Source organism: Mycobacterium sp. SMC-17 (assembly GCF_045310915.1).
Lineage (GTDB): Bacteria > Actinomycetota > Actinomycetes > Mycobacteriales > Mycobacteriaceae > Mycobacterium.
In genome coordinates, this window is sequence record NZ_JBJIAK010000048.1 from 20,065 (window position 1) to 46,463 (window position 26,399).

General features: G+C 64.9%; 21 protein-coding genes and 1 pseudogene. 10 read left to right on the top strand and 12 right to left on the bottom strand.

The genetic code is table 11. The annotated features are described in order from the left end of the window. Positions 1-15: 15 nt before the first annotated feature. The 3 genes from ACJH7A_RS24250 to ACJH7A_RS24260 are packed head-to-tail and all read right to left on the bottom strand — an operon-like array spanning position 16 to position 2,422. Positions 16-1,119, bottom strand: a complete 1,104-nt coding sequence (locus tag ACJH7A_RS24250) for a hypothetical protein (protein ID WP_212811757.1) — start codon at positions 1,117-1,119, stop codon at positions 16-18. After that, positions 1,116-2,075 (bottom strand): DUF6602 domain-containing protein, encoded by a 960-nt coding sequence (locus ACJH7A_RS24255; RefSeq protein WP_212811756.1) that lies wholly within the window; start codon positions 2,073-2,075, stop codon positions 1,116-1,118. Before ACJH7A_RS24255 ends, ACJH7A_RS24250 begins: the two co-directional genes overlap by 4 nt. A 59-nt stretch (positions 2,076-2,134) precedes the next feature. Beyond that, complete coding sequence (locus tag ACJH7A_RS24260; RefSeq protein ID WP_212811755.1) at positions 2,135-2,422, bottom strand: hypothetical protein; 288 nt, start codon at positions 2,420-2,422, stop codon at positions 2,135-2,137. 233 nt (positions 2,423-2,655) lie between these two features. On the opposite strand from ACJH7A_RS24260, the gene ACJH7A_RS24265 reads away from it, so the two are divergent. Continuing rightward, positions 2,656-3,135, top strand: coding sequence for a hypothetical protein (locus ACJH7A_RS24265; RefSeq protein ID WP_212811754.1), 480 nt, complete (start codon positions 2,656-2,658; stop codon positions 3,133-3,135). Here the strand turns inward: ACJH7A_RS24265 and ACJH7A_RS24270 are convergent. Together ACJH7A_RS24270 and ACJH7A_RS24275 are read right to left on the bottom strand one after the other, a co-directional pair. Next, positions 3,129-4,046, bottom strand: coding sequence for a CoA ester lyase (locus tag ACJH7A_RS24270; RefSeq protein ID WP_073694910.1), 918 nt, complete (start codon positions 4,044-4,046; stop codon positions 3,129-3,131). The genes ACJH7A_RS24265 and ACJH7A_RS24270 overlap by 7 nt on opposite strands. Before the next feature lie 44 nt (positions 4,047-4,090). Beyond that, complete coding sequence (locus ACJH7A_RS24275) at positions 4,091-4,831, bottom strand: dienelactone hydrolase family protein (RefSeq protein WP_073694909.1); 741 nt, start codon at positions 4,829-4,831, stop codon at positions 4,091-4,093. A gap of 42 nt (positions 4,832-4,873) precedes the next feature. Here ACJH7A_RS24275 and ACJH7A_RS24280 point away from each other — a divergent pair, with 42 nt between their 5' ends. Continuing rightward, positions 4,874-5,674 (top strand): thymidylate synthase, encoded by an 801-nt coding sequence (locus ACJH7A_RS24280; RefSeq protein ID WP_073694908.1) that lies wholly within the window; start codon positions 4,874-4,876, stop codon positions 5,672-5,674. A 146-nt stretch (positions 5,675-5,820) separates the two neighbouring features. Beyond that, a complete protein-coding gene (locus ACJH7A_RS24285; protein WP_073694953.1) occupies positions 5,821-6,279 on the top strand; it encodes a dihydrofolate reductase in 459 nt (152 codons plus the stop codon). Here the strand turns inward: ACJH7A_RS24285 and ACJH7A_RS24290 are convergent. Genes ACJH7A_RS24290 through ACJH7A_RS24300 form a run of 3 tightly spaced genes read right to left on the bottom strand, consistent with a single transcriptional unit; the run spans position 6,267 to position 11,693 of the window. Then, positions 6,267-7,499: a DUF4303 domain-containing protein gene (locus ACJH7A_RS24290; protein WP_073694907.1), complete on the bottom strand. Its 1,233-nt coding sequence runs from the start codon at positions 7,497-7,499 to the stop codon at positions 6,267-6,269. The genes ACJH7A_RS24285 and ACJH7A_RS24290 overlap by 13 nt on opposite strands. Before the next feature lie 6 nt (positions 7,500-7,505). Continuing rightward, positions 7,506-9,647: a DNA gyrase subunit A gene (locus ACJH7A_RS24295; RefSeq protein WP_212811753.1), complete on the bottom strand. Its 2,142-nt coding sequence runs from the start codon at positions 9,645-9,647 to the stop codon at positions 7,506-7,508. Between the two features lie 12 nt (positions 9,648-9,659). Then, positions 9,660-11,693 (bottom strand): toprim domain-containing protein, encoded by a 2,034-nt coding sequence (locus ACJH7A_RS24300; protein WP_406802833.1) that lies wholly within the window; start codon positions 11,691-11,693, stop codon positions 9,660-9,662. A 101-nt stretch (positions 11,694-11,794) separates the two neighbouring features. Here ACJH7A_RS24300 and ACJH7A_RS24305 point away from each other — a divergent pair, with 101 nt between their 5' ends. Then, a complete protein-coding gene (locus ACJH7A_RS24305) occupies positions 11,795-13,030 on the top strand; it encodes a winged helix-turn-helix domain-containing protein (protein WP_406802834.1) in 1,236 nt (411 codons plus the stop codon). 6 nt (positions 13,031-13,036) lie between these two features. On the opposite strand, the gene ACJH7A_RS24310 is transcribed toward ACJH7A_RS24305, so the two are convergent. The 4 genes and pseudogenes from ACJH7A_RS24310 to ACJH7A_RS24325 all read right to left on the bottom strand — a co-directional run bounded on the left by ACJH7A_RS24310 (position 13,037) and on the right by ACJH7A_RS24325 (position 16,243). Further along, the gene (locus tag ACJH7A_RS24310; protein ID WP_060999720.1) at positions 13,037-13,429 is read right to left on the bottom strand and encodes an Lsr2 family protein; all 393 of its coding nucleotides are present in this window, start codon (positions 13,427-13,429) and stop codon (positions 13,037-13,039) included. A gap of 181 nt (positions 13,430-13,610) precedes the next feature. Next, positions 13,611-14,009, bottom strand: a pseudogene (locus ACJH7A_RS24315) (VOC family protein). 261 nt (positions 14,010-14,270) lie between these two features. Beyond that, positions 14,271-14,711, bottom strand: a complete 441-nt coding sequence (locus ACJH7A_RS24320; RefSeq protein ID WP_133426049.1) for a hypothetical protein — start codon at positions 14,709-14,711, stop codon at positions 14,271-14,273. 116 nt (positions 14,712-14,827) lie between these two features. Then, positions 14,828-16,243, bottom strand: coding sequence for a Fis family transcriptional regulator (locus ACJH7A_RS24325; RefSeq protein WP_133426050.1), 1,416 nt, complete (start codon positions 16,241-16,243; stop codon positions 14,828-14,830). Positions 16,244-16,417: 174 nt separating this feature from the next. On the opposite strand from ACJH7A_RS24325, the gene ACJH7A_RS24330 reads away from it, so the two are divergent. The 6 genes from ACJH7A_RS24330 to ACJH7A_RS24355 all read left to right on the top strand — a co-directional run bounded on the left by ACJH7A_RS24330 (position 16,418) and on the right by ACJH7A_RS24355 (position 26,265). Next, a complete protein-coding gene (locus tag ACJH7A_RS24330) occupies positions 16,418-18,292 on the top strand; it encodes a hypothetical protein (RefSeq protein WP_406802835.1) in 1,875 nt (624 codons plus the stop codon). Between the two features lie 11 nt (positions 18,293-18,303). Further along, a complete protein-coding gene (locus ACJH7A_RS24335) occupies positions 18,304-19,929 on the top strand; it encodes a class I SAM-dependent DNA methyltransferase (RefSeq protein WP_133426052.1) in 1,626 nt (541 codons plus the stop codon). An 82-nt stretch (positions 19,930-20,011) separates the two neighbouring features. Then, positions 20,012-21,154: a restriction endonuclease subunit S gene (locus tag ACJH7A_RS24340; RefSeq protein WP_133426053.1), complete on the top strand. Its 1,143-nt coding sequence runs from the start codon at positions 20,012-20,014 to the stop codon at positions 21,152-21,154. Further along, positions 21,154-22,248, top strand: a complete 1,095-nt coding sequence (locus tag ACJH7A_RS24345; RefSeq protein WP_212811748.1) for a YhcG family protein — start codon at positions 21,154-21,156, stop codon at positions 22,246-22,248. Before ACJH7A_RS24340 ends, ACJH7A_RS24345 begins: the two co-directional genes overlap by 1 nt. Next, positions 22,245-25,445: a type I restriction endonuclease subunit R gene (locus ACJH7A_RS24350; RefSeq protein ID WP_212811747.1), complete on the top strand. Its 3,201-nt coding sequence runs from the start codon at positions 22,245-22,247 to the stop codon at positions 25,443-25,445. The genes ACJH7A_RS24345 and ACJH7A_RS24350 overlap by 4 nt, the downstream gene beginning before the upstream one ends. Beyond that, positions 25,438-26,265, top strand: coding sequence for a hypothetical protein (locus ACJH7A_RS24355; RefSeq protein ID WP_212811746.1), 828 nt, complete (start codon positions 25,438-25,440; stop codon positions 26,263-26,265). Before ACJH7A_RS24350 ends, ACJH7A_RS24355 begins: the two co-directional genes overlap by 8 nt. Positions 26,266-26,399: the final 134 nt, after the last annotated feature.

A 26,399-nucleotide genomic window follows, 5' to 3' on the forward strand; every position in this document is an offset into this window, starting at 1 on the left:
GGCAACGGCGCGGAGTCAGTCTTGTCTGTCGCCTTGAGCCCGCAGCTTCTGAATTAGTTCTTCAAGGGCCGCAAGGGAATTAGCGGTGTACTCGATCATCAACTCGTTGCCGTTGCGTACCCACGATTCGTGCACGCCCCGGATGGCTTCTCGTTGCGCCTCGGCCAGCGTAAGCGGATCGAAGCCGTCGAAGTCCACCACCTCATGGCCTGGATGACTGCTCCAATCGCACTCATCGCAGACTTGGAAATGATCTCCGTCAGTACCGATTTCGGGATCGAAGTACGTACGCACTGCACGAGATTCGCAGCGAGGGCATTGGTCGGTGCGATCCCAGAGGTCCCGCGTCAGAACGTTGGCCATGTGCACTGCGATGGTGTCGACTGCGCGCTTGGCGATGAGGGCAGCTGTTCTGTTGGCATTCCGGTGGTGCGTCAGGTGGTTTACCAGTTCCCAGGCTTTGTCGGTTGTCGCCTTGAGGTAGCCCCGCATTTTGTCGTTCGAGCTGCCGGGGCAGTAGTGGTTGAACAGCAGCTCACCCCACGCCTTGACGTTGGCGTCCTGGGGTTCTTCGATGCCATCCGGTAGGTCAGTTCTGCGACGAGCCGCCGCCATCAGCGAGATCATGCACTCCCGCAGCTGCATGCCGACGCCTTGAAAGTCGACCACCTCAACGGCACGGTCGAGGTCTTCTTCGGCCTGTGCCAGCCTACGTACGACCTCGTCGAAAGGCGTGACGAATCCGGCTCCGAACTTTTCCTCTCTCGACCTGAGCCGCGTCATCAGGCCAATGTGGAAGGACAAAGTGTAATCCAGGCTCTGGAAGTGGCGTCGTGAGTAGAGGAGGGTCCCGTTGGTCAGGACCCAATACCGATCGGCGTCAGTCGTCACATCCCAAACCTCGTATGGGATTCCCATGACGTGTTCGACCTTCACACGCTCAACATGTTGGACCGTCTCGTCGTGAACCGTCTCCTCAACGTAGTCAGCGATTTCCCTCTCGGCGTGATAGTCACGGTCGGGGCTGTATTGCGCTAGCTGATCTGCGGGGACGGGCTGATCGGGTGGGATTGTGCAGTCGCCGTCGAATTCCTCAGGCTCAGGTTCGTTGTTCATCACCGATGAGACCCGCCGCTCGCCACGGCGTCATCGGCGTCAGGGTTGGGGGCATCGGGAGAGGTAGCCGCCGCCTCCATATATGCCAGTTGTTGCGCCGTCGGGATCAAGTACGGCGCGAATACCGAGGCGCCGCGGAAGATTCGCGGCATCGAGGCGTGTAGCCAGGCGAGGGTAAAGACCAGCGGGGCGTCGGTCCGAACGTAGCTCCATCCCGACAAGTCGTTTCGCATTGTTTTCGAGCCGTCCGCCTTCTCGAAGCCGATGTGAATACCCATCGGGTTGTCCGGTCGGATGTAGAGCCAGACGCCTTCGCCCAAGATGCAGATAGCGTCGACGGGAGGCTGTGGCGTGCTCGCAGGGTCGGAGTCTCCCAGCGACTTGCCCGCTGGAGGTTCGACCAGTGCCGTGTCCTCTAGGCACTTCCGCAGCGTTTTCACGGCGACGTGGTTCTCGAACGCGATAACGAAATAGGGTGGGACCATACCGATCTGTTTCAGGTACTCATGATCTTCGACGGTGAATACGCGATCCGATTTGTTATCGGTCATGCGGAGCCGTTTGAAGGCGGTGCCCTTCTTGATGCAGTCATCGACAGCCGAGGCGTCTAGGCGGGATTTCACCTCGCCTGCCGCTGCCACGCCTTCGATGACGTACGTCCCTCGACGGTCGTTGGGAAAGCTCAGCGGGTGGTCGGGGTTCGTGATGACAATGTCGGATTCGCGCGAGCTGTCGCCGTATGCGTCATAGACATGACCTTTGCCGACGCCGTAATTCGACGGGAGATGCTGCCGGAGCACGTCGCGCACAGCGTCTTCGGCCCCGTCTCCGATTGAGGTGGGGTGATTCGACTCCGCTCGTGCCCTCGTTAGCGCCGACCGGAGTTCCTGCTCAACGAGACCGAGGATCGTGTGGAATCGAAGCTCAACGACGGGCGGCTGGCTCTGTTCGTCAGACATTGCCGCAGTATGCAATACAGCCCCGACAGGACGGCTCGATTCGTCAGCAGGGTCGCCCCTTACGCCTCGGCGGTCTCCGTGAACGTCGGTACCCATGCCCCGCAGTCGTCGCAGTCGTCGCAGTCGTAGAAGCTGACCAGGGTCGTCAGGCCCTGGGCGAACGCCACGGCGTCGGCGTTGCTCACGTGTCGCAGGGCGGCCTGGGCCTCCAGGTCGGTCAGGGGCGGCGGGTTGCACCGTCCGCAGTCGCAACCGGTGGACTCAGGCGGGGTGCCCGGCGTGGTCATCTCGACCCGCAGCAGCGCCCGCACGTCGGCGAGGCAGCGGTAGCCCTCGCGAACGAGCACGCGGGCGGTACGGGGCGTGAACTGCTCGAATCGGCAGGGGTCGGTGGCAAGACCTGGCCTTCGCTCATTCGGCTACTCCGTCTCGAAACTCAGACGCTGGCGGTAGAGCCCCGAAACCATCGACCCTGACGTGACGGCGTACCACACTCGAACAAATGCGCCCTGGGTACAGGATCAAATGTGGAAACCTCGTATGGTGATTGACGTTTGCGTCGATCAGTGAGGAGCCGACCATGGGAATCGCGGACCTGGCGTTGGGAGCCGCGCCACTGGCCGGAGGCGCGCTGCTCGGCGCCGTGGCGGGAAACCTGAAGCCACCGGACGTGCGCGCCGCAATCAAGGCCGACATGGACCTGCTGGACCGGATTCCGGCCGAGCAGACCGAGCGCCGCGCCGAACTGCAACGCACCATCGACATGCGGATCGACGAGGTCATCGCCGCGGTCGACCGCAGCCGTCAGCTCAAGTCGACGGCGATCGGTTACGCGTTCAACCGCGAGGGCCGGCTGCGCGACATCCTCGTCTTCATCATGGCGGTGCTGTTCTGCATCATCTGGTGGAACCTCAAGCACTCGCGCACCGGTTGGCTGCCGATGTTCGTCGCGCTGATCGTCTTCACCGTGCTGTCCGGCTGGTACGCACTGCGCGGCATCGCCCGGGCGTTCTCGTCAGTGCTGCACCGGAACAAGAAGGCCGGGGACGCCGCTCAGTAGTGGTACGTGTCCGACGGCGCCGACACGTGGTCGGGGTCGTCGCCGAACATCGACGGGTGAATGCCGTACGCCTTCGCCAGATCCAAAATCTTGTTGGCGCGGGCGATACGCGGCAGGTCCGAGCCGTTGCGGATTTCGCCGCCATCGCGCTCGAACTCCGCGAAAAACTCCTGCGCCCAGGCGATCTCGTCCAGTGAGGGCGACAGTCCCTCGTTGACCGTCGCGCACTGCTCCGGCGTCAGGCAGATCTTGCCGGTCATACCGAACTCGATGGAGACCGCGGTGGCCTCGCTGAGTTTGCGCGAGCTGGACCCGATGGTGGGGCCGTCGATGGCGCCGGGCAGGTGTGCGGCCTTGGCGGCGATGGTGAACCGCGAGCGGGCGTAGGCCAGCGTCGCCGGGTTGTCGCCGAAGCCGGTGTCGCGACGGAAGTCGCCGATACCGAACGCCAGCCGGAACGTGCCCTTGGCCGAGGCGATCTCGGTGATGCGCTCGAGCCCGCGGGCGGTCTCCACCAGCGCGACGATTGGAACATTGGGCAGCCGCTTGGCGGTCTCGGTGACATGGTCGACCGACTCGACCATCGCCAACATGACGCCGCCCACCGACGTCTTGGACAGCATCTCCAGATCGTCGGCCCACCACGGCGTGCCGAAGCCGTTGACGCGCACCCAGTCGGTGTTGCCGTCGCCGAGCCAGCGCGCAGCGTTGTCCCGGGCCGCGTCCTTGTCCTTGGGTGCTACCGCGTCCTCGATGTCGATGATGACGATGTCGGCGCTGGACCGGGTGGCCGGCGAGAAGCGGTCGAATTGCGCTCCGTTGACCAGGAGCCAGCTGCGCGCGAGTACCGGGTCCAGTCGGGATCCGTGCTCGTTGGCGTCAGGTTCGTAGGTGCTGGTCTGGTCATACACCCGTCAATCGTCCCGCACAGTGGGAGTCGGGCCCGCCCCGGGGGTTACTTCAGCGCCGCGCCGAACACCCGCTCCATCGCATCCCAGTGCCGCTGCGCCGCGGATTCGTCGTAAGCGCCGACGTTGTCGGGCACCGCGAAGCCGTGCGCGGCGGGATAGAACTCGACAGTGTGGTCGACGCCGGCGTCGGTCAGCGCGCGGTCCAGAATCTCGCCCTGCTCGGCGGTGAACGACCCGTCGTTTTCGGCGGCACCCACGTAGACCACCGCGCTGATCTGGTCGACGCGCAGGTGCGGGCTGTCCTCGGTGTCGGTGACCAGGCCGCCGCCGTGGAACGACATCGCCGCGGCGACCCGGTCGGGCAGCCGGCCCGCGACGATGAACGACGTGCGGCCGCCCATGCAGTAGCCGGTGGTGCCGAACTTGTCGCCCGCCACATCCGACCGGGCGGCCAGATAGTCGAAGAACGCGGTCGCGTCGGCGGCCATGATGTCCTGCGTGACCTTGCGCATCATGCCGAACAAGCGGCCCCGCTCGGTCTCATCGGTGAACGCCGTGGCCATGTTGAACGGGGCCCAGCCGGCGTCGCGGTAGTAGATGTCCGGCACCAGCACCACGTAGCCCAGGGCGGCGAGGCGCGCGGCCATGTCGTCGAAGGTCTGCCGCGGGCCGCCCGCGTCGGGGTACATGACCACCGCGGGCCACGGGCCGGTGCCTTCGGGGGTCGCGACGGTGACGGCGCAGGTGCCGTCGGCGGTGGTGATGGTGTCCTTGGTCACGGGCATGGCTTCCGTTCTACTCCCCGCCCCGGAACGTAAGCTGAGGGCGTGGCTGTGCCGACCCCTTACGAAGACCTGCTGCGCCTGGTGCTGGAACAGGGCACACCCAAGTCCGATCGCACCGGGACCGGCACCCGGAGCCTGTTCGGCCACCAGCTGCGCTACGACCTGGCCGCCGGGTTCCCGCTGCTGACCACCAAGAAGGTGCACACCAAGTCGGTGATCTACGAACTGCTGTGGTTCCTGCGCGGCGACTCCAACGTGCGGTGGCTGCAGGAGCGCGGCGTGACCATCTGGGATGAATGGGCCTCGGAGACAGGCGAACTCGGTCCGGTGTACGGCGTGCAGTGGCGGTCCTGGCCGACGCCGTCGGGCGAGCACGTCGACCAGATCAGCGCCGCACTCGAGATGCTGAAGACCAACCCCGACAGCCGGCGCAACATCGTCTCGGCGTGGAACGTCGGCGAGATCGCCCAGATGGCGCTGCCGCCGTGCCACGCGCTGTTCCAGTTCTACGTCGCCGACGGCAAGCTCAGCTGCCAGCTGTACCAGCGCAGCGCCGACCTGTTCCTCGGCGTGCCGTTCAACATCGCCTCGTACGCGCTGCTGACGCACATGATGGCCGCTCAGGCGGGCCTCGAGGTCGGCGAGTTCGTCTGGACCGGCGGCGACTGCCACATCTACGACAACCATGTCGAGCAGGTGCAGCTGCAGCTGTCCCGCGAGCCCCGGCCGTACCCGGAACTTGTTCTGGCGCCGCGTGATTCGATCTTCGACTACCAGTATGAGGACATCGCGATCGTCAACTACGACCCGCACCCCGCCATCAAGGCTCCCGTTGCGGTCTGACGCTGTCGGGGCCCGGGGGCTCTGGTGACATGTTCGATTTGGACCCGTCAACTTTCCCTGACCAGTCAAGGAAAGTTGACCGCTTCAATTCGCAAGTGCCACAGGAGAGCCGACACGCCGACTGCGACACGCAGGGGGACGGCGCGGTGAAGCTGATCTGGGCGCAGGGCAACGGCGGTGTCATCGGCCGCGACAACGACATCCCCTGGCAGCTGCCCGAGGACATGGCGCACTTCAAAGAACTGACACTCGGCTCCACGGTCGTGATGGGCCGGCTCACCTGGGAGTCGCTGCCGGAGCGGTTCCGCCCGCTGCCGGGCCGCCGCAACGTCGTCGTCAGCCGCGACGCGGGTTATGTCGCCGAAGGCGCCGAGGTGGTGACGTCGTTGCCCGCCGAGATCGACGGCTGGGTGATGGGCGGAGCGCAGCTGTACGCTCTGGCGCTGCCGGCGGCGACGCTGTGCGAGGTCACCGAGATCGACGTCGACGTGCCCGACGGCGACGCTTTCGCGCCGGCGTTGGACGACTCCTGGACCGTCACGCACAGCGAGTGGCAGACCAGCAAGACCGGCCTGCGCTACCGCTTCTGCACCTATCGGCGGTAGCCGGCGAGCCGCCGGACGTCGGGGTCGGGATCGTGGGCGGCCAGGTCGGTGATCCGGGCGCTCAGCGCCGCGACGTCGTCGGGGTCCAGACCCTCGGGTCCCATGGGGCCGATCAGTTCACCGAGGACGACGACGGCGTGCCGGCGGATCAGCGGCTCGGCATGGTCGAGCCCCGCCCGGGCGCCGGGGAGGTCGGCGGCGTCCAGCGTGCAGTAGCCCTGGCCGGGAGCCAACTCATCCGCGATGAGTGCCGCGACACTCGGGTCGGCGAGCCCGGCGGCCAGCAGCGCGTAGTCCAGCGGCCGATGGCTGCGGCCGTGATCGCGGAACGACCGGTACGACGCCGTGACGGCGGCCGCGCGGGTTGCCGCGGGCAGGTCGCTCTCCAGCACCTGGGGTCCATAGCCCAGCCGTCCCAGCGCGGTGGCCGCCCAGTCGTGGCCGGGGCCGGGCAGGGGCACCGCCGCCCATAGCGCGTCGAGCACTTCGGGCGACGCGACATCGAGGTCCGCCAACAGCTTGGCGCCGAGCCAGGCGGTGTCCCGGCGCTTCAACGCCGCGATGGCGACGGGAACCGCGGCACCGCCGAGCTCCAGCAGGAGTGCCCGTGCGCGTTCCTGGCCCAGGTCGCCCGGCGGTCCGGGTACCAGTCCGGCAGCCGCCGCCAGCGCGGCCACCCGCTGCTCGACCGGCAGCGCCAGGATCGCGTGCTCGGCCGCGGCGGCGGCGACGTACTCGGGGAAATGTCGCTGCAGTTCGGCGGATGTCAGCGAGCGCACCAGCAGATCGCCGTCCTCGTCGTCGAGGTAGACGACGACGTCGGCCGGCAGGGTGCCGTCGGCCACCAGCGTGGCTCGCACGCCTGCGGCGATGGTCAGCATCGCCTGCGCGAACCGCTCCCAGGCCTGGTCCCACTGGGCACGTGGCAGGCCCGACACCGCCTCGACCAGCCGGTCACCCCAGTCGCCGGCGGTCTCGCTCCACTCGTAGTCCTGGTGCTCCCAGTCCGGTGGGCTGAACCGGCAGGACGGCTCCGGCACCGTCTGCTCGGTGGCCAGGGCCAGATTGGGCAGGTAGATGACACCGGTCGTCTCAGCGTAGAACTCGCTGAACGCCACCGCGTACGGCTGTTGCCCTGCGGCCGCGCCGGCCAGCGCGCGCACCGCCGTGACCGCGGCGGCGGTCAGGTCGGTTTCGAATCCCGCCCAGTCGAACCGCACAGATGCCTACGCCTCTGCCGGCGTCACGTCGGCGCCCGTGCCCTTCACCGAGGACTTCGCGCGCTTCTCGGCGCGCACGGTCTTGCCATTGCGCACGAACCCGGTGGGGGAGACCGCCGCCGACAGCAGGGCATCCTCACCGCCGACGAACGGGTGGAAGCCCACGCCGGCGCCGCCGCGGCCCTTGACCGGGATGTCGGCGACTTCGGTTACCTTCCAGCCCTTTTCGGAGGTCGACAAGATGGCTTCGCCGTTACCGCACGTGATCGGCAGTGCGGCGATGACCTCGTCACCGTCGCCGGCCAGCTTCACACCGGCCACGCCATTGCCCGCCGCGCCCTGTGGATTCACCGCGGCCGGGTCGATGCGCAGAATCTTGCCGCGCCGCGTCACCAGTGCCAGGTGATGGCCCGGCGTCAGCACGCCCGAGCGCAGCAGCCCTGTGATGTCCGGGGCCACCGGGATGTCGCGCGTCTTGAACGGCAGGCCATTGCCGTTGGTGAACTTGATGCGCCCGTCGGTCCACACCGCCCAGCCCAGCCCGGCGGACAGCAGGTCGCCGTGGCTGTCGGAGAACACGCCCCGATCGTCAAGGCGCCAGTTGGCGTTGACTTTTCGCTCACGCGGGCCGTCGTCGTCGGAACTCGAGGCCGTCGGCGTGCCCTCGAAGTCCAGGACCGTGCGGCGGTCGAATTCGGGCCCGGCGAACAGCTTCGCCGTCTCCTTCAGTTCGTTGTCGATCACCACGCGCCGAGCATCGGGGTTCGCGACGAGCTCGGTGAGCTCGGCGAATTCGGCATCCAGCTTGTCCGCCTCGGCCTGCAGCTCGATGACGTCGAGCTTCGTCAGACGTCGAAGTTGCAGTGCCAGCACGTAATTGGCCTGCTCCTCGTCGATGCTGAACCGCTCCTGCAGCCCGCGCCGGGCGTCGTCGACGGTGTCGGAGCCGCGGATGACCGCGACGGCCGCGTCGATGTCCAGGTGGATCTTCATCAGGCCGGCGACCAGATGCCTGCGGGCGGTGACCTTCTCGAGCCGGTACTGGCTGCGGTGCAGGACCACCGAGTCGCGCAGGTGCAGGAAGGCGCCGATCAGCTCGCGCACCGTCCACCACCGCGGCACGCGGTCCTCGTCGAGCGCCACCAGGCTGGCGGCGAACGTCGACTCCAGCGGGGTCAACGCCAGTAGCTGGTCGCGGATGGTCTCGGCGGCGTGGCCGCGCTTGGCGGTGACGACGATCCGCAGCCCGTTGCGACGGTCGGTCAGGTCGGACATGTCGGCGACGCCGGCCAGCTCGCCGGACTCGACCAGCGCCCGAATCCGGTCCTGCACAGTGTTGCTCGCGACACCGGGCGGCAGCTCGGTGATCACGACGTTCTTGCCGTCGACCGACAGGGTGCCGCGCACGGTGAGCGCACCGCGGCCGGTGGTGAGGTACTCGCGCAGCCCGGCGGTGCCGACCACCGTCGCACCACAGCCCCAGTCCGGGCCGGGAATGAGTTTGGCCAGCCGGTCGTCGGTCATGTTCGGGGTCTTCAGCAGCGCCCGGCAGGCCGCCATGATCTCGCGCGGATTGTGCGCGGGCACCTTGGTGGCCCAGCCTTCGGCGATGCCGACGGCGCCGTTGCACAGGAGCACCGGCCATTGGGCCGGGAGCATCGTGGGCTCGATCCATTCCCCGTCGAATGTGGGCACCATCGGCACCGCGTGGTCGTCGAGTTCGGCGGTCAGCGCCGCGCCGGGGGCCGACAGCCGCATCTCGGTGTACCGGTCGGCGGCCGGGATGTCACCCTGGATGCGCGGGAAAGCGCCTTGTCCGTCAATGACTTTCACGCGCTGGAACTCGGCGGCCATTAGCGCCGCCGCGCCGTACATCGACGCGCCGCCGTGCGGGTGCAGGTTGCCGGTGACGGCCGAGCAGACCTTCGAAGACTTCTGCGGCTTGTTGCCGGGCAGCAGTTTCGAGTCGTGCATCTGGTACAGCAGCCGGCGCTGGCCCGGCTTGAGGCCGTCGAACGCCGACGGGATGGCGCGGTCGCTGACGCTGTAGAGCGCGAAGGTCAGCTGGTAGTGGTTCCAGTAGTCGTCGGCGCTCTGGTCGAGGACCAGGTCCTGATTCTGCTCAGGAACGTCCAGGGTCGAGGTCACAGTTGACTCTTTCTAGTCCAGGTCCAGCGCAAGGGTGTCGACGACGGCGGCCACCTCGGCCATCCACGAGCGCCGGCCCTCGGGCGGCCCGCCGAACAGGGTGTGGTGCAGCTTCTTGTCGGCGTCGTCGAGATGCACGCGAATCACGGTGCGGCGCTGTGGATCCAGCACGGTGTTCCAGAAGTCGTCGGCGTCCATCTCACCGAGACCCTTGTTGCGCTGGACTTCCACTCGGCGCTTCGAGCGCGCCTTCAACTCGGCGACGGCCGTGTCGCGCTCGGACTCGTCCTGGCAGTAGATGCGCTCCTGGCCGTCCTTGACCACGAACAGCGGCGGCAGCGTCACGTAGACCATGCCGGCCTCGACGAGCGGGCGGTAGAAGTCCAGGAACATCGAGATCAGGCTCGAGTTGATGTTGCCGCCGTCGGGGTCGGCGTCGGACGCGAACAGGATCCGGTCATAGCGGCACTGTTCGGGGTCGCAGTTGTCGCGCACGCCGCAGCCCAGGATGCGTTCGATGGAATCGAACTCGTCCTTGACCCGCGCCTTGTTCACGGTGAAGCCATAGACGTTGGGCGGCTTGCCTTTCAGCGGGAAGGCGGCCTGGAAGGTGGCGTCGCGCGCCGCTTTGATGGTGCCCAGTGCCGAGTCGCCCTCGCACAGGAACAGTTCGGCGCCCGACCCGCGACCGGTCTCCCGGCTCGGCAGCAGCTTCGGCGGCAGCGACAGGTTGGTGCCCAGCCCCTTGGCCTTCGACGCCGCGCGGGACCGTGCCTTGGCGCCCTCGGCGCTGCGGCGCGCCCGGGCCGACTCCAGCGCCAGCTTCGTCCACAACGACACCGTTTCGCTGTTGGCGGGATTCGCCGCCCAGACGTTGACGCTGCGCGTCACATCCGGGGCCATCGCGACGTTCAACGAGCGCGACGAGACCGCGGTCTTGGCCTGCGAGTCCCAGCCCACATCCGGTGCGCGGGTGTCGACGGCCAGTGCGGTCACCGCGGCGAAGTCTTGCGGTTCGGGTCCGTCCTCGCCCTTGGCCAGGCCCAGGTCGCGGATCCGGGACGCGCGGTCGGCCAGTGCCTCCGTGAGTCCCTTGATGGCCGCGGTCAGGTGCGATCCGCCGCCCGGGGTGCGCACGGTGTTGCAGAACGCGGCCACGGTGGTCGGCTCGGCCGGTCCGGCGGTCATCGACCAGCGGAACGGGGTGGGGCCGCGCCCGGTGGTGTATTCGCCACGGCCCTCCACGACGGCGCGCACCGGCGGCAGGGGAGTGCCGGCCGAGGTGCACATGAGGTCCAGCAGCGCCTCGGTGCCCCAGGGGCCGTTGAACGGCTGCAGCAGGGCGGCGGGGACCTCCTCGCCGGGCCAGCCCTCGTCGACGACGGTCAGGTGCACACCGGGGCACATCCGGGCCGCGGCGTGGGCGCGCAGCAGGACCTCGGCGATGTCCACGCTGGCGTCCGGCACCACGGCCTGGTCGAACAGGATCCGGACGGTCGTGCCGTGAGCGTCGGGTTTGCGGTTGCCGACGCCGCGCAGCTTCTGGTTGTCGGCACGCGTGAACTCGGCGTTCGGGTCGAATTCCTTGCCCTCGAACGTGCCGGGGTAGCCGTGGCCGAAACTCTGCAGGTAGGTCTTGCCGGCCCGGCGCACGGTGACGTCGGTGCGGGCGGAGATGAACACCGCGGCCGCGGCGCCGATGCCGTTCAGGCCGGCGCCGGTGCTGCTGGCGTCGGCGTGGGCTGAGAACTTGCCACCGGCGCGCGCCGTCCCGAGGGTCTTGACGATGCCGTTCTTGCCGGTCACGGGGTCGGAGTCGATGGGAAGGCCGCGTCCGTCGTCGGCGACGCTCACCGAGCCGTCGGCATGCAGGGTGATCGTGACGGTGGAGCCGCCGTGGCTGGGGTCGGCGACCTCCTCGACCGCGTTGTCCACCAGCTCGCGCAGGGCGGTGTTGAGCACATCCAGGCCCAGGTTGACCGCCGGTCGCAGGCGGGTGTGCTGAACATCGTCGAGTTCGGTGATGTCCGCAGCGTTGTAGCTCACTGCTGGTCCTTTCCGTCAGGGCCGGCCGGGTGAGACCGAAGCCCCAATACAGGGTGTGCCGCAGGAATGGTAGGCGGTTCGGCCGACAACCTTGCAGATCCATGCGCGAGTTTGTCGGTGGTCTGCGCCACGATGTGACAGTGGCAGCACTCACCACGGTCCAGGCCCGTCGCATCGCCGTCGCCGCCCAGGGCTTTCACGAACCCAAGCCGTCCGGGGCGGTAACCCGGGCACACCTGAGGCGTTTGATGTCCAGAATACAAGTGCTGCAATTGGATTCGGTATCGGTCTGCGTGCGGGCGCATTACGCGCCGGTGTTCAGCAGGCTCGGTCCCTACAATCGCGACGCGCTCGACGCGCTGGCGTGGAGCCACAGCGCGCGGTCGCCGCGGCAGTTCATCGAATATTGGGCGCACGAGGCGGCGTTGCTGCCGGTCGAGGACTGGCCGCTGCTGCGCTGGCGCATGCGTGAGTACACCCACGGGCGCTGGGGCACCGAGATCGTCAAGCGCAACGGTGAGCTGGCCGAGAAGATCATCGCCGCCGTCGCCGAACTCGGGCCGTCGACGGCCGGACAGATCGAGGCCCACCTCGAAGCCGAACCCCGCGGCGCGAAAGGGCCCTGGTGGGGGCGCAGTGACACCAAGTGGGTGGCCGAGGCGCTGTGGTCGGCGGGCGTGCTCACCACGGCCACGCGCGCCGGGTTCGCACGGCACTACGACCTGGTCGAGCGGGTGCTGCCGGCGGAGGTGCTGGCCCGGGAGGTCTCCGACGACGAGGCGGTCCGGCAACTGGTGCTCAAGGCGGCCGGGGCGCTGGGCGTGGGGACCGAGGCCGACATTCGCGACTACTTCCGGCTGGGCGCCCGTCAGGTGAAGCCCGCTTTGGCGGCGCTGGTGGCATCGGGAGAGCTGGAGCCCGTCACGATCGACGGGACTGCGGCCTACCTGCGCGCCGGGCAGAAAGTGCCTCGCACGGACCGGGGCACCGCACTGTTGTGCCCGTTCGACCCGCTGATCTTCTTCCGGCCCCGCGTCGAGCGGCTGCTCGGCTTCCACTACCGGATCGAGATCTACACCCCGGCCCCGAAGCGCCAATTCGGTTACTACGTCTGGCCTTTCCTGCTCGACGGCCGGCTGGTGGCGCGCGTCGACCTGAAACGCACGGCCGACGCGCTGCATGTCGTGGGCGCGTTCGCCGAGGACGGCCAGGACCGCGCGCGGGTGGCCGCGGCCCTGGTGCCGGAGCTCAGCTCGATGGCGACGTGGCTCGGCGTCGGCGACGTGACGGTCGGGGACCGCGGGGATCTGGTCGCCGAGCTGGGACGGCGGGTCTAGCGCCGGCTAGTTCGCGGCGTGGTACGCCTCGACGATGTCGGCCTTGATGCGGCCGCGGGCGGCGACGTCGTAGCCGTTCTCCTGTGCCCACTCGCGGATGGCGGCGAGCTGTTCCTTCGAGGACGCGGCCTTCTTGCCGCGGCGGCGCGCCGTGCCGCTCTTGGCGGCGCGGCTGGTCGGCTCTGCGACCTTCTGGGTCCGGGCGCGGCGGCCGCCGACCCGGGTGGCGGCGTCCAGGTAGGGCGCCAGCGCCTTCTCGAACTTCGCCACGTTCGCAGCGGAAAGATCGATCTGGTAATCAACCCCGCGTACCGAGAAGTTAATCCGTTCACCGCTGTCGTCGGTGATTTCAGTGCCGTTAATATCGTCAACAAGTTGGACGACAATGCGTTCGGCCACGAATGATCTCCTTTATCGGGGGTGTTCGGCCGGAAGTGTAACGATAAAAAATAAGAAGGGCACGCTGGCGCCTTCCGTGTCGGTAGTCGCGCGTTGCTTCAGTACATTTTCGCGGCAATGCGGCTGAATATCGCGAATTCAGAATTGGCGATAATTGCCACGGCCCCAAGCTGATTCAGCCTCACTCCGCGTCGTGGTGGCACACCGCTTCCAGCATGATGCCGAACGGGTCCAGCCAGAACGTGGCGAAGTAGGGCGGCGGATATTGCGGGAACGACTGTGGTGTGTGCAGCACCTCGCCGCCGGTTCGCTGTACGAACTGATGGACCCGCTCGACGGCGGACCGCGTCTTGACCATTAAAGGCGAGGTGTTGCAGCCCGGTGCGGTGCCGCGAGTGAGCACCGGGCTCTGCAGTCGGATAGAAAAACAGGTAGGTGCCAGGTTTGCCGCCGGCCGGGCGAAAGGCGAACTGATCATCGGCGGCAATGAACGGCTCATAACCTACCAAGGGTATGATTCGTCGTGGTAATTCTTCGCGGCCGCAAGGTCGGGCACGTTGATTCCGAGGTGTCCCAGCATTGTTGGAATCTAGACCGGCGCGGCATCCGGGTGGCAAGGTGGTGAAACGGCGCGGTAGCTCGCCGTCACGCCGAACTTATCGGCTCTGTTGCCGTAGGTGAGTGAGGTGTATTGCTCCGCAGCGGCATTCGTAATGTATTTGCGGTGTGTACTTTCCCCTGCCGCACTTGCCGCGCCGCTGCATTGCTCTGATGGCTGCCCGCGCGTTCCGCTCGTTGGGGAATGACTGTTTGTACGGGGTGGGGCACCACGATGCGATGCTCATCGGCCGCCGATCACCTGAGTGACCTTGGCCTGGAGATTGGCTCCCTCGGGTCCATCAATCGTTGTCTCCCGATCGAAGGTCGCGGTGCCATTCTTGTCGATGGAGAAGTTGCCGATCTGCGTCTGATCGCCGCCGGTGACTTTGAAAACCACGGTGGTCTTCGTCGGTAGCGCCGCGGTCCCCGTGTAGTGCGGGTCGATGGTGTAGTGGTAGGTGCAGCCTGCAGAGCCAAAGCACTTCTGTTCGGTGACCAACACGTCCACCCGAAAGTCGCCGGGCCGCGGCGAGGCCACCTCGCTCACTGAATCGGAAGTGCCCGACGTGCTGCCCACGATTGACGGCGTTGCGCCGCGGGTGTCTGTCGACACCTGTGGTGCGCACCCAGCGCACCACGCGGCGGCGATGATGGCGGCGGCGGCCTGAGTTTTGTTGATCATGTTGAATCCCTTCATTTCTGGATTGTCATCCGAGCGGTAGGGTCGTGTGACGAGCCTTGATCCCGCTGTCCGGCGCGGAACGTGACAGTTAAGCGCAGCGGTCCGACAAGTTCGGATCAGGCGACGGCGCCTGACTCGTGAGGTTGGTCGGCCGGCACTTCCGTGAGCGCCGCCAGAGCATCGGTGAGTAGGCGCTGGATCCCGGCATTGATGCCAGTGCAGTCGTTCTCGATCTTGGTGGCGTTCTTCTGGATCGAGCTAGCCAGCTTCTTGACTCCGTCGATCTTCTCGAGCTGCTTGATGGCCTCGGTGATCTTCTCCTCGGCAGTGGCGATCTCGTCCGCGCCGCGGCGGCTCGAAGCCGCCAGGGCGCTGGCGCGCAACAGCATGACCACCGTGCGCAGCAGCGCCGGATCATCAGCCTCGGGCTTGAAGGCCATCACAACTCGGCGGGGCCCCAGGACCCGGATCGACTGACCGCCATTCTGTTCCAGCATCGGAACGATCCCGAGAGAGGCGTTGGCTTCGCGGTTCCGTTCGGCCAAGTCGAGGTACGGAGCCCATTGGCGTTCCTTGATCGAATCGGTCACCTCGATCACCACCTGTGCGGTGCCGCCGCCCACCGTCAATACGCCATCGCCCTTTTGGCAACGCGCGATGACCCCGGTCGTGTTGCGGGTGTCTGTGTACTCGTCGCCCAGGCCGGCTGCGATGTCCTGCAGGAGCCCGCCGAGGACATCCTCGAACGCTGCTCCTTTCCGAGTGGTCCGGGTGGTCACCGAGTTTCTAGCCTCTTGGATTTTCAGCGCCACCACGACTTCGTCGACCTTCTTGGCTAGGTCGGAGTGGTTGTCGGCGATCAGCTTGGTCAGCTTCTCCTGCTGGGCGTCCAGTGCCTTGGCGTGTTTGGCCATCGGCGAGGTCGGATCGGACGGGTCGAACTGCTTGGCTGCCTTGGCGAGCAGGTCGCCGGTTCCCACCTTGACTTTCGCGTCGAGGTCGGCACCGAATTTGTCCAGCACCGGCTGCAGCTTGTCGATCAGTTCGGGATTCGTGCCGCCGAAGATGCGGCGGAGTTCGGCATTGAGGGACTTCTTCGCGTTGTCGACCGACGTGGTGAATTCCTTGCGGCTGGCGGCGTCGGCCTCGGTGATCGCCTTCTTGGCATCATTGGCGGCCTTCGCCATTGCTTCGGCTGCCGTCTGGGTTGCGCGCTCAGTCGTCTCCACCGCCTTGGTGGTCGACTCGGCCGCCTTTTCGCCGACATCCTTGAGCATCTGCTGCAGCGCCTTGGCGTCTTGGGCCTGCCCGGCAGCGGACAACGCGTGCGCGCCGATCTTGATGGCCTCGGTGACGAAGGTGGTGAGATCGGCTGCTGCGAGGACGTCAGGGTCGTCGATGACGGGGCCACGTTCGCCTGCCGTCCATCGCTGTGCTTCATGGGCAACGTCCTTGTCGCGCACGGTGAGTCGTTCGATCTCGATCCCGATGAGGGCGTCGTCGAAGTGGGCGGAGTTCTTCTTAGTCGGCATTTGTGCCTCCTGGGTTGGTGCCTCCACGGAGCGCGGAAGCGGTATGCCCGAGAATCGGCGCGACGGCTGGGTCGTGTCAACATATATAACTGATAAGCGGGCTTATCAGTTGTACACATTGGATTTGACGGCGGTGCGGTCTACTTTGATGGAGAGCGCCGAAAGGAGGCCCCGTTGAACACGCTGACGCTGCAAGACGTCGCTGACCTTGCCAAGGTACAGCGGCCCGTAGTCAGCATGTGGCGAAAGCGGCCAATGGTGCGTGGCGTGTCGATGCCGTTCCCGGACCCGGTGGATACCGTCGATGGCGCTGCGCGTTTCTCTCGGCACGAGGTCGTGGACTGGTTGGCCCGGACCGGGCGCGGCAACAACACCGAGCACAACTATGACGCTCCGGCGATCGCAGTTCCAGACGGCGTTGCACTTGCAGATGTGGTCACGCTGTTGTGCTGGCACGTGCTTACAGGTAGAGAGCTCACCGGTCTGTCGAAGTCGGCTCTCATCACGTCGGCAGAGCAGTTCGATCCCGACGACACCTTGTTGGTCGCCGAGATACGCGCACTTGCCGTGTCGGATGAGTTGCTCGGCTATGTCGACGATCTGTTGGAAGCCTCGCTCGGACCGGCTGATGCGCTTCAACGTGTGGACTCCGGGCGGCTCAAGCGTGATCAGCAGTTGCGCGAATTCACCGACGAGGCCGTAATGCTGTTGCGCTGCGTCATCGAAGCTGCCGCGATTCATCTCGAACACGATGAGGTGGTGCTGCGCACCGACGGCTCATCGATGGCACTGGATGTTGCGGAGGCACTGGAACTTGACGTTGTAGCCAAGGACCGTCAGATGCGGCGTCGAGCAGTCATCCGGGGAATCCACGTGCGAGAAGGCATGTCACGCAAGCAGGTCTCGGCGGTATCCGTCGTGGGGCTCGACAACAGTGATGCGCTTGATCAGGCAGACGAGGTGATGCTCGGTCTGCAGCCGGGTGACATCGCGATCGTTATCGGTTCGGCGGCCGTGCTTTCCGATGAATTGGCGGGACCGCTGCAGAATCGCCGCGCAGAAATCTTGCGGGTGGGCAACCTTGTCGCAGCTTTGCGAGCGCCGCGCGGGTTCTGGCGTGAGGCGCACCGGCAAAGCCTTGCGGTATGGGTTTGCGTCGGCGGGGCCCAGGCTCAGCAGATTTGGGTCGCGGACCTTGCGGCGGTCGAGCATCTCGAACTGACCGATGTCGCCGCCGATGTCGCCGGCGCGCTCGCTCAGACAGACAATCGTGCCTTCCGTTACGCGCGCCGTATTCCGCTGTCGGGCGTGCTCGCCGGGGCAGCGGCGGTCGTTCCGCAAGGCGTGCGTGCGGTGCAGTTGCGTGAGCGGGACGAATCCCAGCACCTCGACCGCGTCCACCGCACCACGATGGTGACGATGACGCCGCTACCGGTGCTGGATGTGCTTGTGGCGCAGGCTCCGGGCAGAATCCAGCTGGCTCATCGGTCGCTGGCGGAACTACGCGCCGGCAAGCGACTGGAGGTCAAGAGGGGCAGGCGCATCGACATCCGGCATGGATCGCCGGAAGGCACCGTCCGGGTAGTGCCAGAGGAATTGGTCGGAGTCCTGGTTTTGGATCCATTCGATGCGGTGGCGAAGTATCCCAGGGCGGTTCGTACCGAGCCCGGGGATGTGATCTTCCTCGAGAAGCCACGCCCGCGGGCTTGGGTTGATCAGGTCGGCGGCGCCATGGTGGCGTCGCCGGCGAGAATTATCCGGTTGCGAGACCCCGCCGAGGTCGGGCCGATGGTACTCGCGACGGTTATCAACCAGATGGCTGCTCCTGGAAGTGAATGGCCGACGTGGAGCGTGCCGGTGCTTCGGCGCGACGAAGCCGCGCGGCTTGAAGCGGCATTGCTGGAAGCTGAGAACTACGAACAGGAAGCGTGTCGCCGAGTCGAAGCGGCGCGCGAATTGAAGACGGCGTTGATCAACGGGGTGGCCGCGGGCGCCCTGACGCTCGACGCGCAACCCACCACACCCGGTGTTGCCGCGGTGTCGAGATAGGAAGGGCCACGATGCCTCCCCGGAAAAAGACTGAGCCACAGGCACCGTCGACCATGAAGGAACTGAAAGATACGCTCTGGAAGGCCGCCGACAAGCTGCGTGGATCGCTGTCGGCTAACCAGTACAAGGACGTGATCCTCGGTCTGGTGTTCCTCAAATACATCTCCGATGCCTACGACGAACGTCGCGAGGACATTCGCACTGAGCTTGAAGCCGATGGGATGGACGAATCGCAGATCTACGATTTGATCGACGACCCGGAGGAGTACCACGGGTACAACGTGTTCGTGGTGCCGCCTATCGCGCGGTGGAAGTTCTTGGCGGAGAACGCAAAAGGGAAACCGGCCACCGGTGGCGAGGTTGCCAAGAACATCGGCCAGCTCATCGATGAGGCGATGGACGCGGTGATGAAAGAAAACCCCACACTGGTCGGCACCTTGCCGCGACTGTACAACCGTGACAACGTCGACCAGCGACGCCTCGGTGAGCTGATCGACCTGTTCAACAACGCCCGGTTCAGTCGACAGGGTGAGCACAAGGCCCGCGACCTCATGGGCGAGGTCTACGAATACTTCCTCGGCAATTTCGCTCGCGCCGAAGGCAAACGGGGTGGAGAGTTCTTCACGCCGAGGAGCGTGGTCAGGGTGATTGTCGAGGTGCTGGAGCCCACTCGTGGGCGCGTGTACGACCCCTGTTGTGGTTCGGGTGGCATGTTCGTGCAGACCGAGCAGTTCATCTATGAGCACGACGGTGACCCGAAGGACATCTCGATCTACGGGCAGGAGAGCATCGAGGAGACCTGGCGGATGGCGAAGATGAACCTCGCCATCCACGGCATCGACAACAAGGGGCTCGGTGCCCGATGGGGCGACACCTTCGCGCGCGATCAGCATGCCGATGTGCAAATGGACTACGTCATGGCCAATCCGCCATTCAACATCAAGGATTGGGCTCGCAACGAGGAAGATGGGCGTTGGCGGTACGGCGTGCCGCCGACGAACAACGCGAACTACGCGTGGCTGCAGCACATTCTGTCGAAGCTGGCACCCGGCGGAAAAGCCGGCGTAGTGTTGGCCAACGGGTCGATGTCATCGAACTCCAACGGCGAAGGCGATATTCGGGCGCAGATAGTCGAAGCAGACTTGGTGTCGTGCATGATCGCGTTGCCGACCCAGCTGTTCCGCAGCACCGGTATCCCGGTGTGCCTGTGGTTCTTCGCGAAAGACAAGACAGCGGGCAAGCAGGGGTCGGTAGACAGGTCTGGGCAGGTGCTGTTCATTGACGCCCGCGAGTTGGGCTACATGGTGGACCGGGCCGAGCGCGCGCTGAGCAATGAGGACATCGTCCGGATCGGCGACACGTACCACGCCTGGCGCGGGTCTTCGTCGGCAGCCGCGAAAAAGATTACGTACGAAGATGTTCCGGGCTTCTGCAAGTCGGCGACGATGGCGGAGATCAAAGCCGCCGATTATGCGTTGACGCCGGGCCGATACGTCGGGGCGGCGGCAGTCGAGGACGACGGCGAGCCGATCAACGAGAAGATCGCGCGGTTGAAGGCGGAATTGCTTGCGGCGTTCGATGAGTCGGCGCGGTTGGAAACGGTCGTGCGGGCGCAGTTGGGGCGGATCGATGTGTAGGGGCGCTGGAACGACATTCCGAGAACTCGTTGACGACGGTTCGATCGAGATTGGCGACGGATATAGAGCCAAGCTCAAGGAGTTGAACGGAGACGGGCCGTTGTTTCTGAGGGCAGGTGCTCTCACCGATCGTGGTTTCGATTGGAAGGGCCTGGATGCGTTTCAAAGAACCGCACCTGTCCAGACAAAACGTGGCAAGGCTGGCGATACGGTTATCACTACAAAGGGGAATAGCGTCGGCCGTGTCGGGCAAGTTCCCGCGGATGCCCCAGACTTCGTCTATTCCCCTCACTTGAGCTACTGGCGGCCTCTTGACAAAGACCGAATCGATCCCGTTTTCCTGTACTACTGGGCGCGTAGTGAGGCCTTCGATCGGCAACTTCGACAACTTGCGTTCGGCACTGATATGGCTCCTTATTTCAGTCTGCGTGATCAACTGCGGCTTTGTATTCACCTACCATCGGCCGGACAGCAGCGGGCGATCGCCCAGGTGTTGGGCGCCCTTGACGACAAGATCGTTGCGAATGGCCAACTGGTGGAGACGGCAGCCAGACTCATCGATGCCAGAGCTAACGCGCTGATCACGGCGACGTCGATGTCCGCCAAGCTGACAGAAGTTGCTACTGTCGTGAAGGGGGTGTCGTATCGGAGCGCGCATCTCGGTTTATCGACGGCGGCACTTGTGACACTAAAGTCGATCGACCGGGACGGCACCTTTGTTGACAATGGCTATAAGTCATTTGTTGGCCCTTATCGCTCGGAGCAAGAACTCCGTTCAGGTGATGTGATTATCGCGCAGACAGACATTACGCAAAGCGGTGATGTGATCGGCCGAGCTGTTCGCGTGCCGGGGCGTTCGACGTACGACACCAGAGTCGCGTCGCTTGATCTAGCGATCGTGCGACCCAAAGACGGAATGCCGTCGGAGTATTTGCTTGCAGCGCTTCGCCGTCCCGAGTTCCGTGAGCACTGCCGATCCCGTGCCAGTGGAACCACGGTCCTCCATCTGGGGCGCGGAGCGATCGACTCGTATGAAGTGCCCGTAGTTAGTCCGGAGGCTGCAGTCCGGTATTCAGTCTTTGCACGGGCCATCCATGAACTCACGGATTCGGTCAATGCTGCGTCTGGCGTGCTCGCCCGAACGCGCGATGAACTCCTACCCCTGCTGATGTCCGGCAAGCTGCGGGTTAGAGACGCGCAAGCCGTTGTGTCTGAGGTGTTGTGATGACCCGCAAAGAAGGTCGCCACAGCAACCCGCGTTTTCTCGACATGCCTGTCCAGTCGGTTACCCCCGACTGGTACCAGGAACTCCTCGACGCTGTCGCGCACCGCGTGCGTGCCGGACGTCAGCGTGCGGTCGCAGCGGCCAACCAACAGTTGGTCGCCACATATTGGGCCGTCGGCAAGGAGATTCTTGCCCGCCAGGATGCGGAGGGCTGGGGGACCCGCGTCATTGACCGGCTGTCTGCGGATCTCCGTGAACGCTTTCCAGACGCCAAGGGATTCTCGCCCCGCAACCTGAAGTACATGCGGGCCTTCGCTGCGGCGTGGCCCGGTGGGCCAATTGTGCAAGCGGGGCTTGCACAATTGCCGTGGTACCACCACATCGCATTGCTGGATAAGCTGGAGAGTTCTGACCTGCGGTTATGGTACGCACAGGCGGCTCTCGAAGAGGGCTGGAGCCGGAACGTCTTGGTCCACCACATTGATGGTCGACTCCATGAGCGAGCCGGGCAGGCTATCACCAACTTCGCTCGAACTCTGCCGCCGACCGACTCAGACCTCGCCCAGCAGGCCACCCGCGACCCGTACCTCTTCGACTTCGTCGGTATCGCTGATATCCGGCGCGAGCACGACCTCGAACACGCATTGACTGAACACGTCGAGAAGTTCCTTCTCGAACTCGGTCAGGGATTCGCCTTCGTCGGCCGTCAGGTCCACCTCGAGATCGGCGACGCCGACTTCTACGCCGACCTGATCTTCTACCACTTGATGCTGCGCTGCTTCGTGGTGATCGAACTAAAGGTGGGCGACTTCGACCCCAGCTACCTCGGGCAGCTGGGTATGTACATGGCAGCGGTCGATGATCTGCTGCGCCACCGCGACGACAAACCCACGATCGGGCTCGTCCTCTGCAAGACCAAGAACAACGTCGTCGCCGAATACGCGCTGCGCGGATACACCGCGCCGATCGGTGTCGCCGAATGGAAGACCGCAATCACAGCGAGTCTGCCCGCCGAACTCGAAACCAGCCTGCCCACAGTCGAAGAGCTCGAGGCGGAGCTGGAAAGCGGTACCTACCAAGGAGATGCGACATGACCGGGTTCAGCGAAGCCGATTGGGAGTTGGTCACCCTCGACACCCTCGGTGAGCACGAGTGGACCGTCATGACTGGAGCTCAGATCGCTCCCGGCACCGAGAACGGCCGGGAGTCCTGGGCCGACATCGTGCTGCCCGACCGCATGCTCGCCAGGATGCGCGAACTCAATCCCGATGTGCCGGGCGAGTACCTGGACCATGCCCGGGCAGCGATCATTCAGCCGCGGTCGCAGGAGGCCATCGCCGAAAACTTCAGATTGCACATGTATCTGGTGGAGGGTTACCGCGGTATCAGCTATATCGACCCTGACGGGATCGAGCAGAACCCCACCATCAGGCTGGTGAGTCACCGCCCTGAAGAGAATGAATTCCTTGCTGTGCAACAGGTTACGATCCGCACCGCGGAGAAGCATCGCCGCTTCGACATCGTGCTCTACCTCAACGGAATGCCCGTCGCCATCATCGAACTCAAGCAGGCGGGCGCCGAACATGCCGACATAACCGCCGCGCACGCCCAGTTGCAGACTTATCTACGGGAATTCCCGATGGCGTTCCGGTTCGCGGTGCTCACCGTCGTCAGTGACGGCATCTCCGCCCGTTACGGGACACCGTTCACCCCCCTGGAGCATTTCGCGCCGTGGAATGTCAACGATGATGGCAAGCTCGTCAAAGTCGGTGACCTGGGCGTTGACGAAAATGTCCCCATCGAACTCGAAACGCTCATCGATGGCTTGTTCAACACCGAGCGGTTCCTGCAACTGCAGCGCAACTTCACCGCCTTCGACGAGGACGGCGACGGCCTGACCAAGCGAATCGCCAAGCCGCACCAGTATTTTGCGGTGACCAAGGCGGTCGGGTCCACAGTGCAGGCCGCCGAGACCAACGGCAAGGCCGGCGTGGTCTGGCACACCCAGGGCTCCGGCAAGTCGATGGAGATGGAGCTCTACACCCACCTGGTCGCCCAGCAGGCGAAGCTCAAGAACCCGACCATCGTCGTCGTCACCGACCGCAAAGAACTCGACTCCCAGCTCTACGAGACGTTCAACCGGTCCCGGCTGCTTGCCGAGTCCCCGGTCAAGGTCACCAAGCGCGCACAGCTGCGCGACGAGCTGTCCAATCGCGCTACCGGCGGCATCTACTTCACCACACTGCAGAAGTTCAACCTCACTGCACAGGAACGTGAATCCGGTGCCGACCACCCGCTGCTGACAGACCGGCGCAATGTCGTCGTCATTGTGGACGAAGCGCACCGCAGCCATTACGACGACCTGGACGGCTATGCCCGGCACATCCGCGACGCCATGCCCAACGCAGTGTTCATCGCCTTCACGGGCACACCGATCTCCGGGGTGGATCGCGACACCCGCGACGTGTTCGGTCCCGATATCGATGTCTATGACCTGACCCGTGCGGTCGCTGACAAGGCAACGGTGCCAGTGTTTTTCGAGCCGCGGCTGGCCAAGGTCGGCTGGTCGAGGGATTTCAGTGAAGACGATCTCGATCACGCGGTCGACGAGGCGACTCTCGGCCTCGACGATGTCGAACGTGCCCAGATCGAGAAATCCGTCGCCGTCATCAACGCGATTTACGGCGCACCCGAGCGACTCGCCAAGCTGGCCGAAGACATTGTCACGCACTGGGAAGCTCGCTCAGAGGCGATGCGCCCCTTCATCGAATCTCCGGGCAAGGCCTTGATCGTCGGTGCTACCCGGGAGATTTGTGCCCGGCTCTACGACCAGATCATCCGTCTGCGGCCCGACTGGCACAGCGACGCGGACAGCGAGGGCGTCATTAAAGTCGTGTACTCCGGCTCCCGCCAGGATCCCGAGCACATCGCTGCACATGTGCGCCGAGAAGCCCAGAACAAGGCAATCCAACAGCGGCTGCGCGATCCGGCCGACAAGCTGCAGATCGTCATCGTCAAGGACATGATGCTCACGGGATTCGATGCACCGCCGTTGCACACGCTGTATCTGGACCGGCCGCTGAAGGGTGCACTGCTGATGCAGACTCTGGCCCGGGTCAATCGGACCTTCCGCGGCAAACCGTCGGGTCTGTTGGTTGCCTACGCCCCATTGGTCGACAACCTGGCCGCCGCGCTTGCCGAGTACACCGAGACCGACCGCAAAGAGCAGCCCGTCGGCAGGGACATCGACGAGGCTGTCGCGCTCACCACGGCACTGATCGGTCAGCTCGACGAGCTCTGCGGCGGATACGACTGGCGGACGAAAGTTGCCTCGGGCCAAGCTAGTTGGCTGAAGACAGCGGTAAACCTCGCTGGCTATTTGCGCGCACCCAGCACGCCCGGAAACCAGACGGAGCCCACACTCGGGGACCGGTTCCGAACGCTGTCCGCGCAGCTGGCGCGGGCGTGGTCACTGTGCGCCGGAAACCAGACCTTGGACGAGTTGCGGCAGACCGTCAAGTTCTACGAGCAGGTGCGGGTGGTGATGGGAAAGTTCGACGCCCAGCAGCGCCAGGCCGAAGGTAAGCCGATCCCCGAAGACATCAAGAGGCTGTTGTCGGTTCTTGTCGATGAGTCGACGGCCGCCGGTGGCATTGTCGACATCTATCAGGCGGCCGGCCTTGACAAACCCTCGCTGTCGGACCTCACGCCTGAGTTCGAAGCCAAGGTGCGTGATTCGGAGAATCCGCACCTGGCCATCGAGGCGTTGCGGGCCCTGCTGACCAAAGAACTGGGTGCCGTCACCAAGAACAACCTCGTGCGCCAGCGCACCTTCTCCGACCGGGTTGCCGAGCTGATGCGCAAGTACACCAACCAGCAGATCACGGCGGCCGAAGTGATCGCGAAGCTGGTCGAGATGGCCAAAGAGGTTGCCGCTGAGGGCGACCGCGGAAAGAAGTTCACACCGCCGCTGTCCCATGACGAGCTCGCGTTTTACGATGCGGTCGCCGACAACGAGTCGGCCGTCGAGATTCAAGGCGAGGACGTGCTGGCCCAGATCGCCCGCGAACTGGTGGCAGTGATGCAGCGTGACACCAAGACCGACTGGACGGTCCGCGATGACGTGCGGGCGAAGCTTCGGTCGTCGATCAAGCGGCTGCTGGTCAAGTACAAGTACCCGCCGGATAAACAGCCAGCGGCGATCAAGCAGGTGATTGAGCAGATGGAGGAGCTGGCGCCCCAGTACGCCGAGCGGGCGCGCCGATCGACAGAAGGGGAGAGGCATGGCTGATCGGCTGTCTCAGGTGTTTGCGACGGTGCAGGAGCGTTATCTGCGACGTTCAGACTTCGCGGGCGAGGAAGCTGCTGCGGCTCAAGTCGACCGGTTGCGTGAGATAAAGCGGCGGACCCTTGAAGAGCTGCGGACCTCGGGAGCTGACCCCGACTGGCTTGACGAGCGCGCCGAGGAACTGGTGATCACAAGGGAGATCGTCGGCAGGTTGCCGCCGCGACTGGTACACGAGGTGCGGAACAGCTGGGCGTATCTCGAAGCGGAGATAACCGATCCAGTCGACACCTCGGTTCCACACGACGAGCTCAGCACCCTGCAGTGGTATGACCGCGCTGCTGAAGCAAAGGTGGATTTGCCTGCGCCAGTAGGTAACCCCGCGGATTATGAAGGTGCTATCGAGGACGTCGCCCTTCCTCCGACCGTTCGCTGGACGGACGCCGACCAGAAAACGGCTTTGGAGTACGCGATCGGCATATTTGGCGTGGAACCGGGGCAATGGGTTGAGCTTGACTGGCCGCCGGCTGCTCATCTCTGGGATCCGGGACGCGTGTATCAGACGGATTTCGAACCGTGTGAAGCCCACGTCGACGAGGAGAGCGAGGGCTGCGCAGCCTGTGACGAGTCAGTCCAACAACTCACCGAACGGAACGCTCAGTGGAAGTGGACGACGACCTTGCGGATCAACGAGATCGCTTTCGATCGCGATGGCAAGGAGTACTCGACTGAGATCTACAGTGACCAGGCCTTCGAAGTCGCCACCACGGAGCAGGACCCGCGCGAAATTGTGATCGGAACACCTGGACAGGGGAAGCAGTGGTGACTGCGCCCGCGGGCACAGCGGGCGGCGGTGCAAAAGTGGGTGGAACCAGCGGGTAATCTGGCTCTTCATGATTGAGGGTGTAGAACGGTCAGCTGCTGTCGGCCTGTGATTGGGGTGTCTGGTTGGCTGGGTGT

Excerpts from the sequence above, each read along its gene's own strand:
- ACJH7A_RS24305 (WP_406802834.1), top strand. The coding sequence starts at position 11,795 with ATGCGCGAGTTTGTCGGTGGTCTGCGCCACGATGTGACAGTGGCAGCA.
- ACJH7A_RS24335 (WP_133426052.1), top strand. The coding sequence starts at position 18,304 with ATGCCTCCCCGGAAAAAGACTGAGCCACAGGCACCGTCGACCATGAAG.
- ACJH7A_RS24350 (WP_212811747.1), top strand. The coding sequence starts at position 22,245 with ATGACCGGGTTCAGCGAAGCCGATTGGGAGTTGGTCACCCTCGACACC.
- ACJH7A_RS24345 (WP_212811748.1), top strand. The coding sequence starts at position 21,154 with ATGACCCGCAAAGAAGGTCGCCACAGCAACCCGCGTTTTCTCGACATG.
- ACJH7A_RS24355 (WP_212811746.1), top strand. The coding sequence starts at position 25,438 with ATGGCTGATCGGCTGTCTCAGGTGTTTGCGACGGTGCAGGAGCGTTAT.
- ACJH7A_RS24325 (WP_133426050.1), bottom strand. The coding sequence starts at position 16,243 with ATGCCGACTAAGAAGAACTCCGCCCACTTCGACGACGCCCTCATCGGG.
- ACJH7A_RS24320 (WP_133426049.1), bottom strand. The coding sequence starts at position 14,711 with ATGATCAACAAAACTCAGGCCGCCGCCGCCATCATCGCCGCCGCGTGG.
- ACJH7A_RS24255 (WP_212811756.1), bottom strand. The coding sequence starts at position 2,075 with ATGTCTGACGAACAGAGCCAGCCGCCCGTCGTTGAGCTTCGATTCCAC.
- ACJH7A_RS24265 (WP_212811754.1), top strand. The coding sequence starts at position 2,656 with ATGGGAATCGCGGACCTGGCGTTGGGAGCCGCGCCACTGGCCGGAGGC.
- ACJH7A_RS24275 (WP_073694909.1), bottom strand. The coding sequence starts at position 4,831 with ATGCCCGTGACCAAGGACACCATCACCACCGCCGACGGCACCTGCGCC.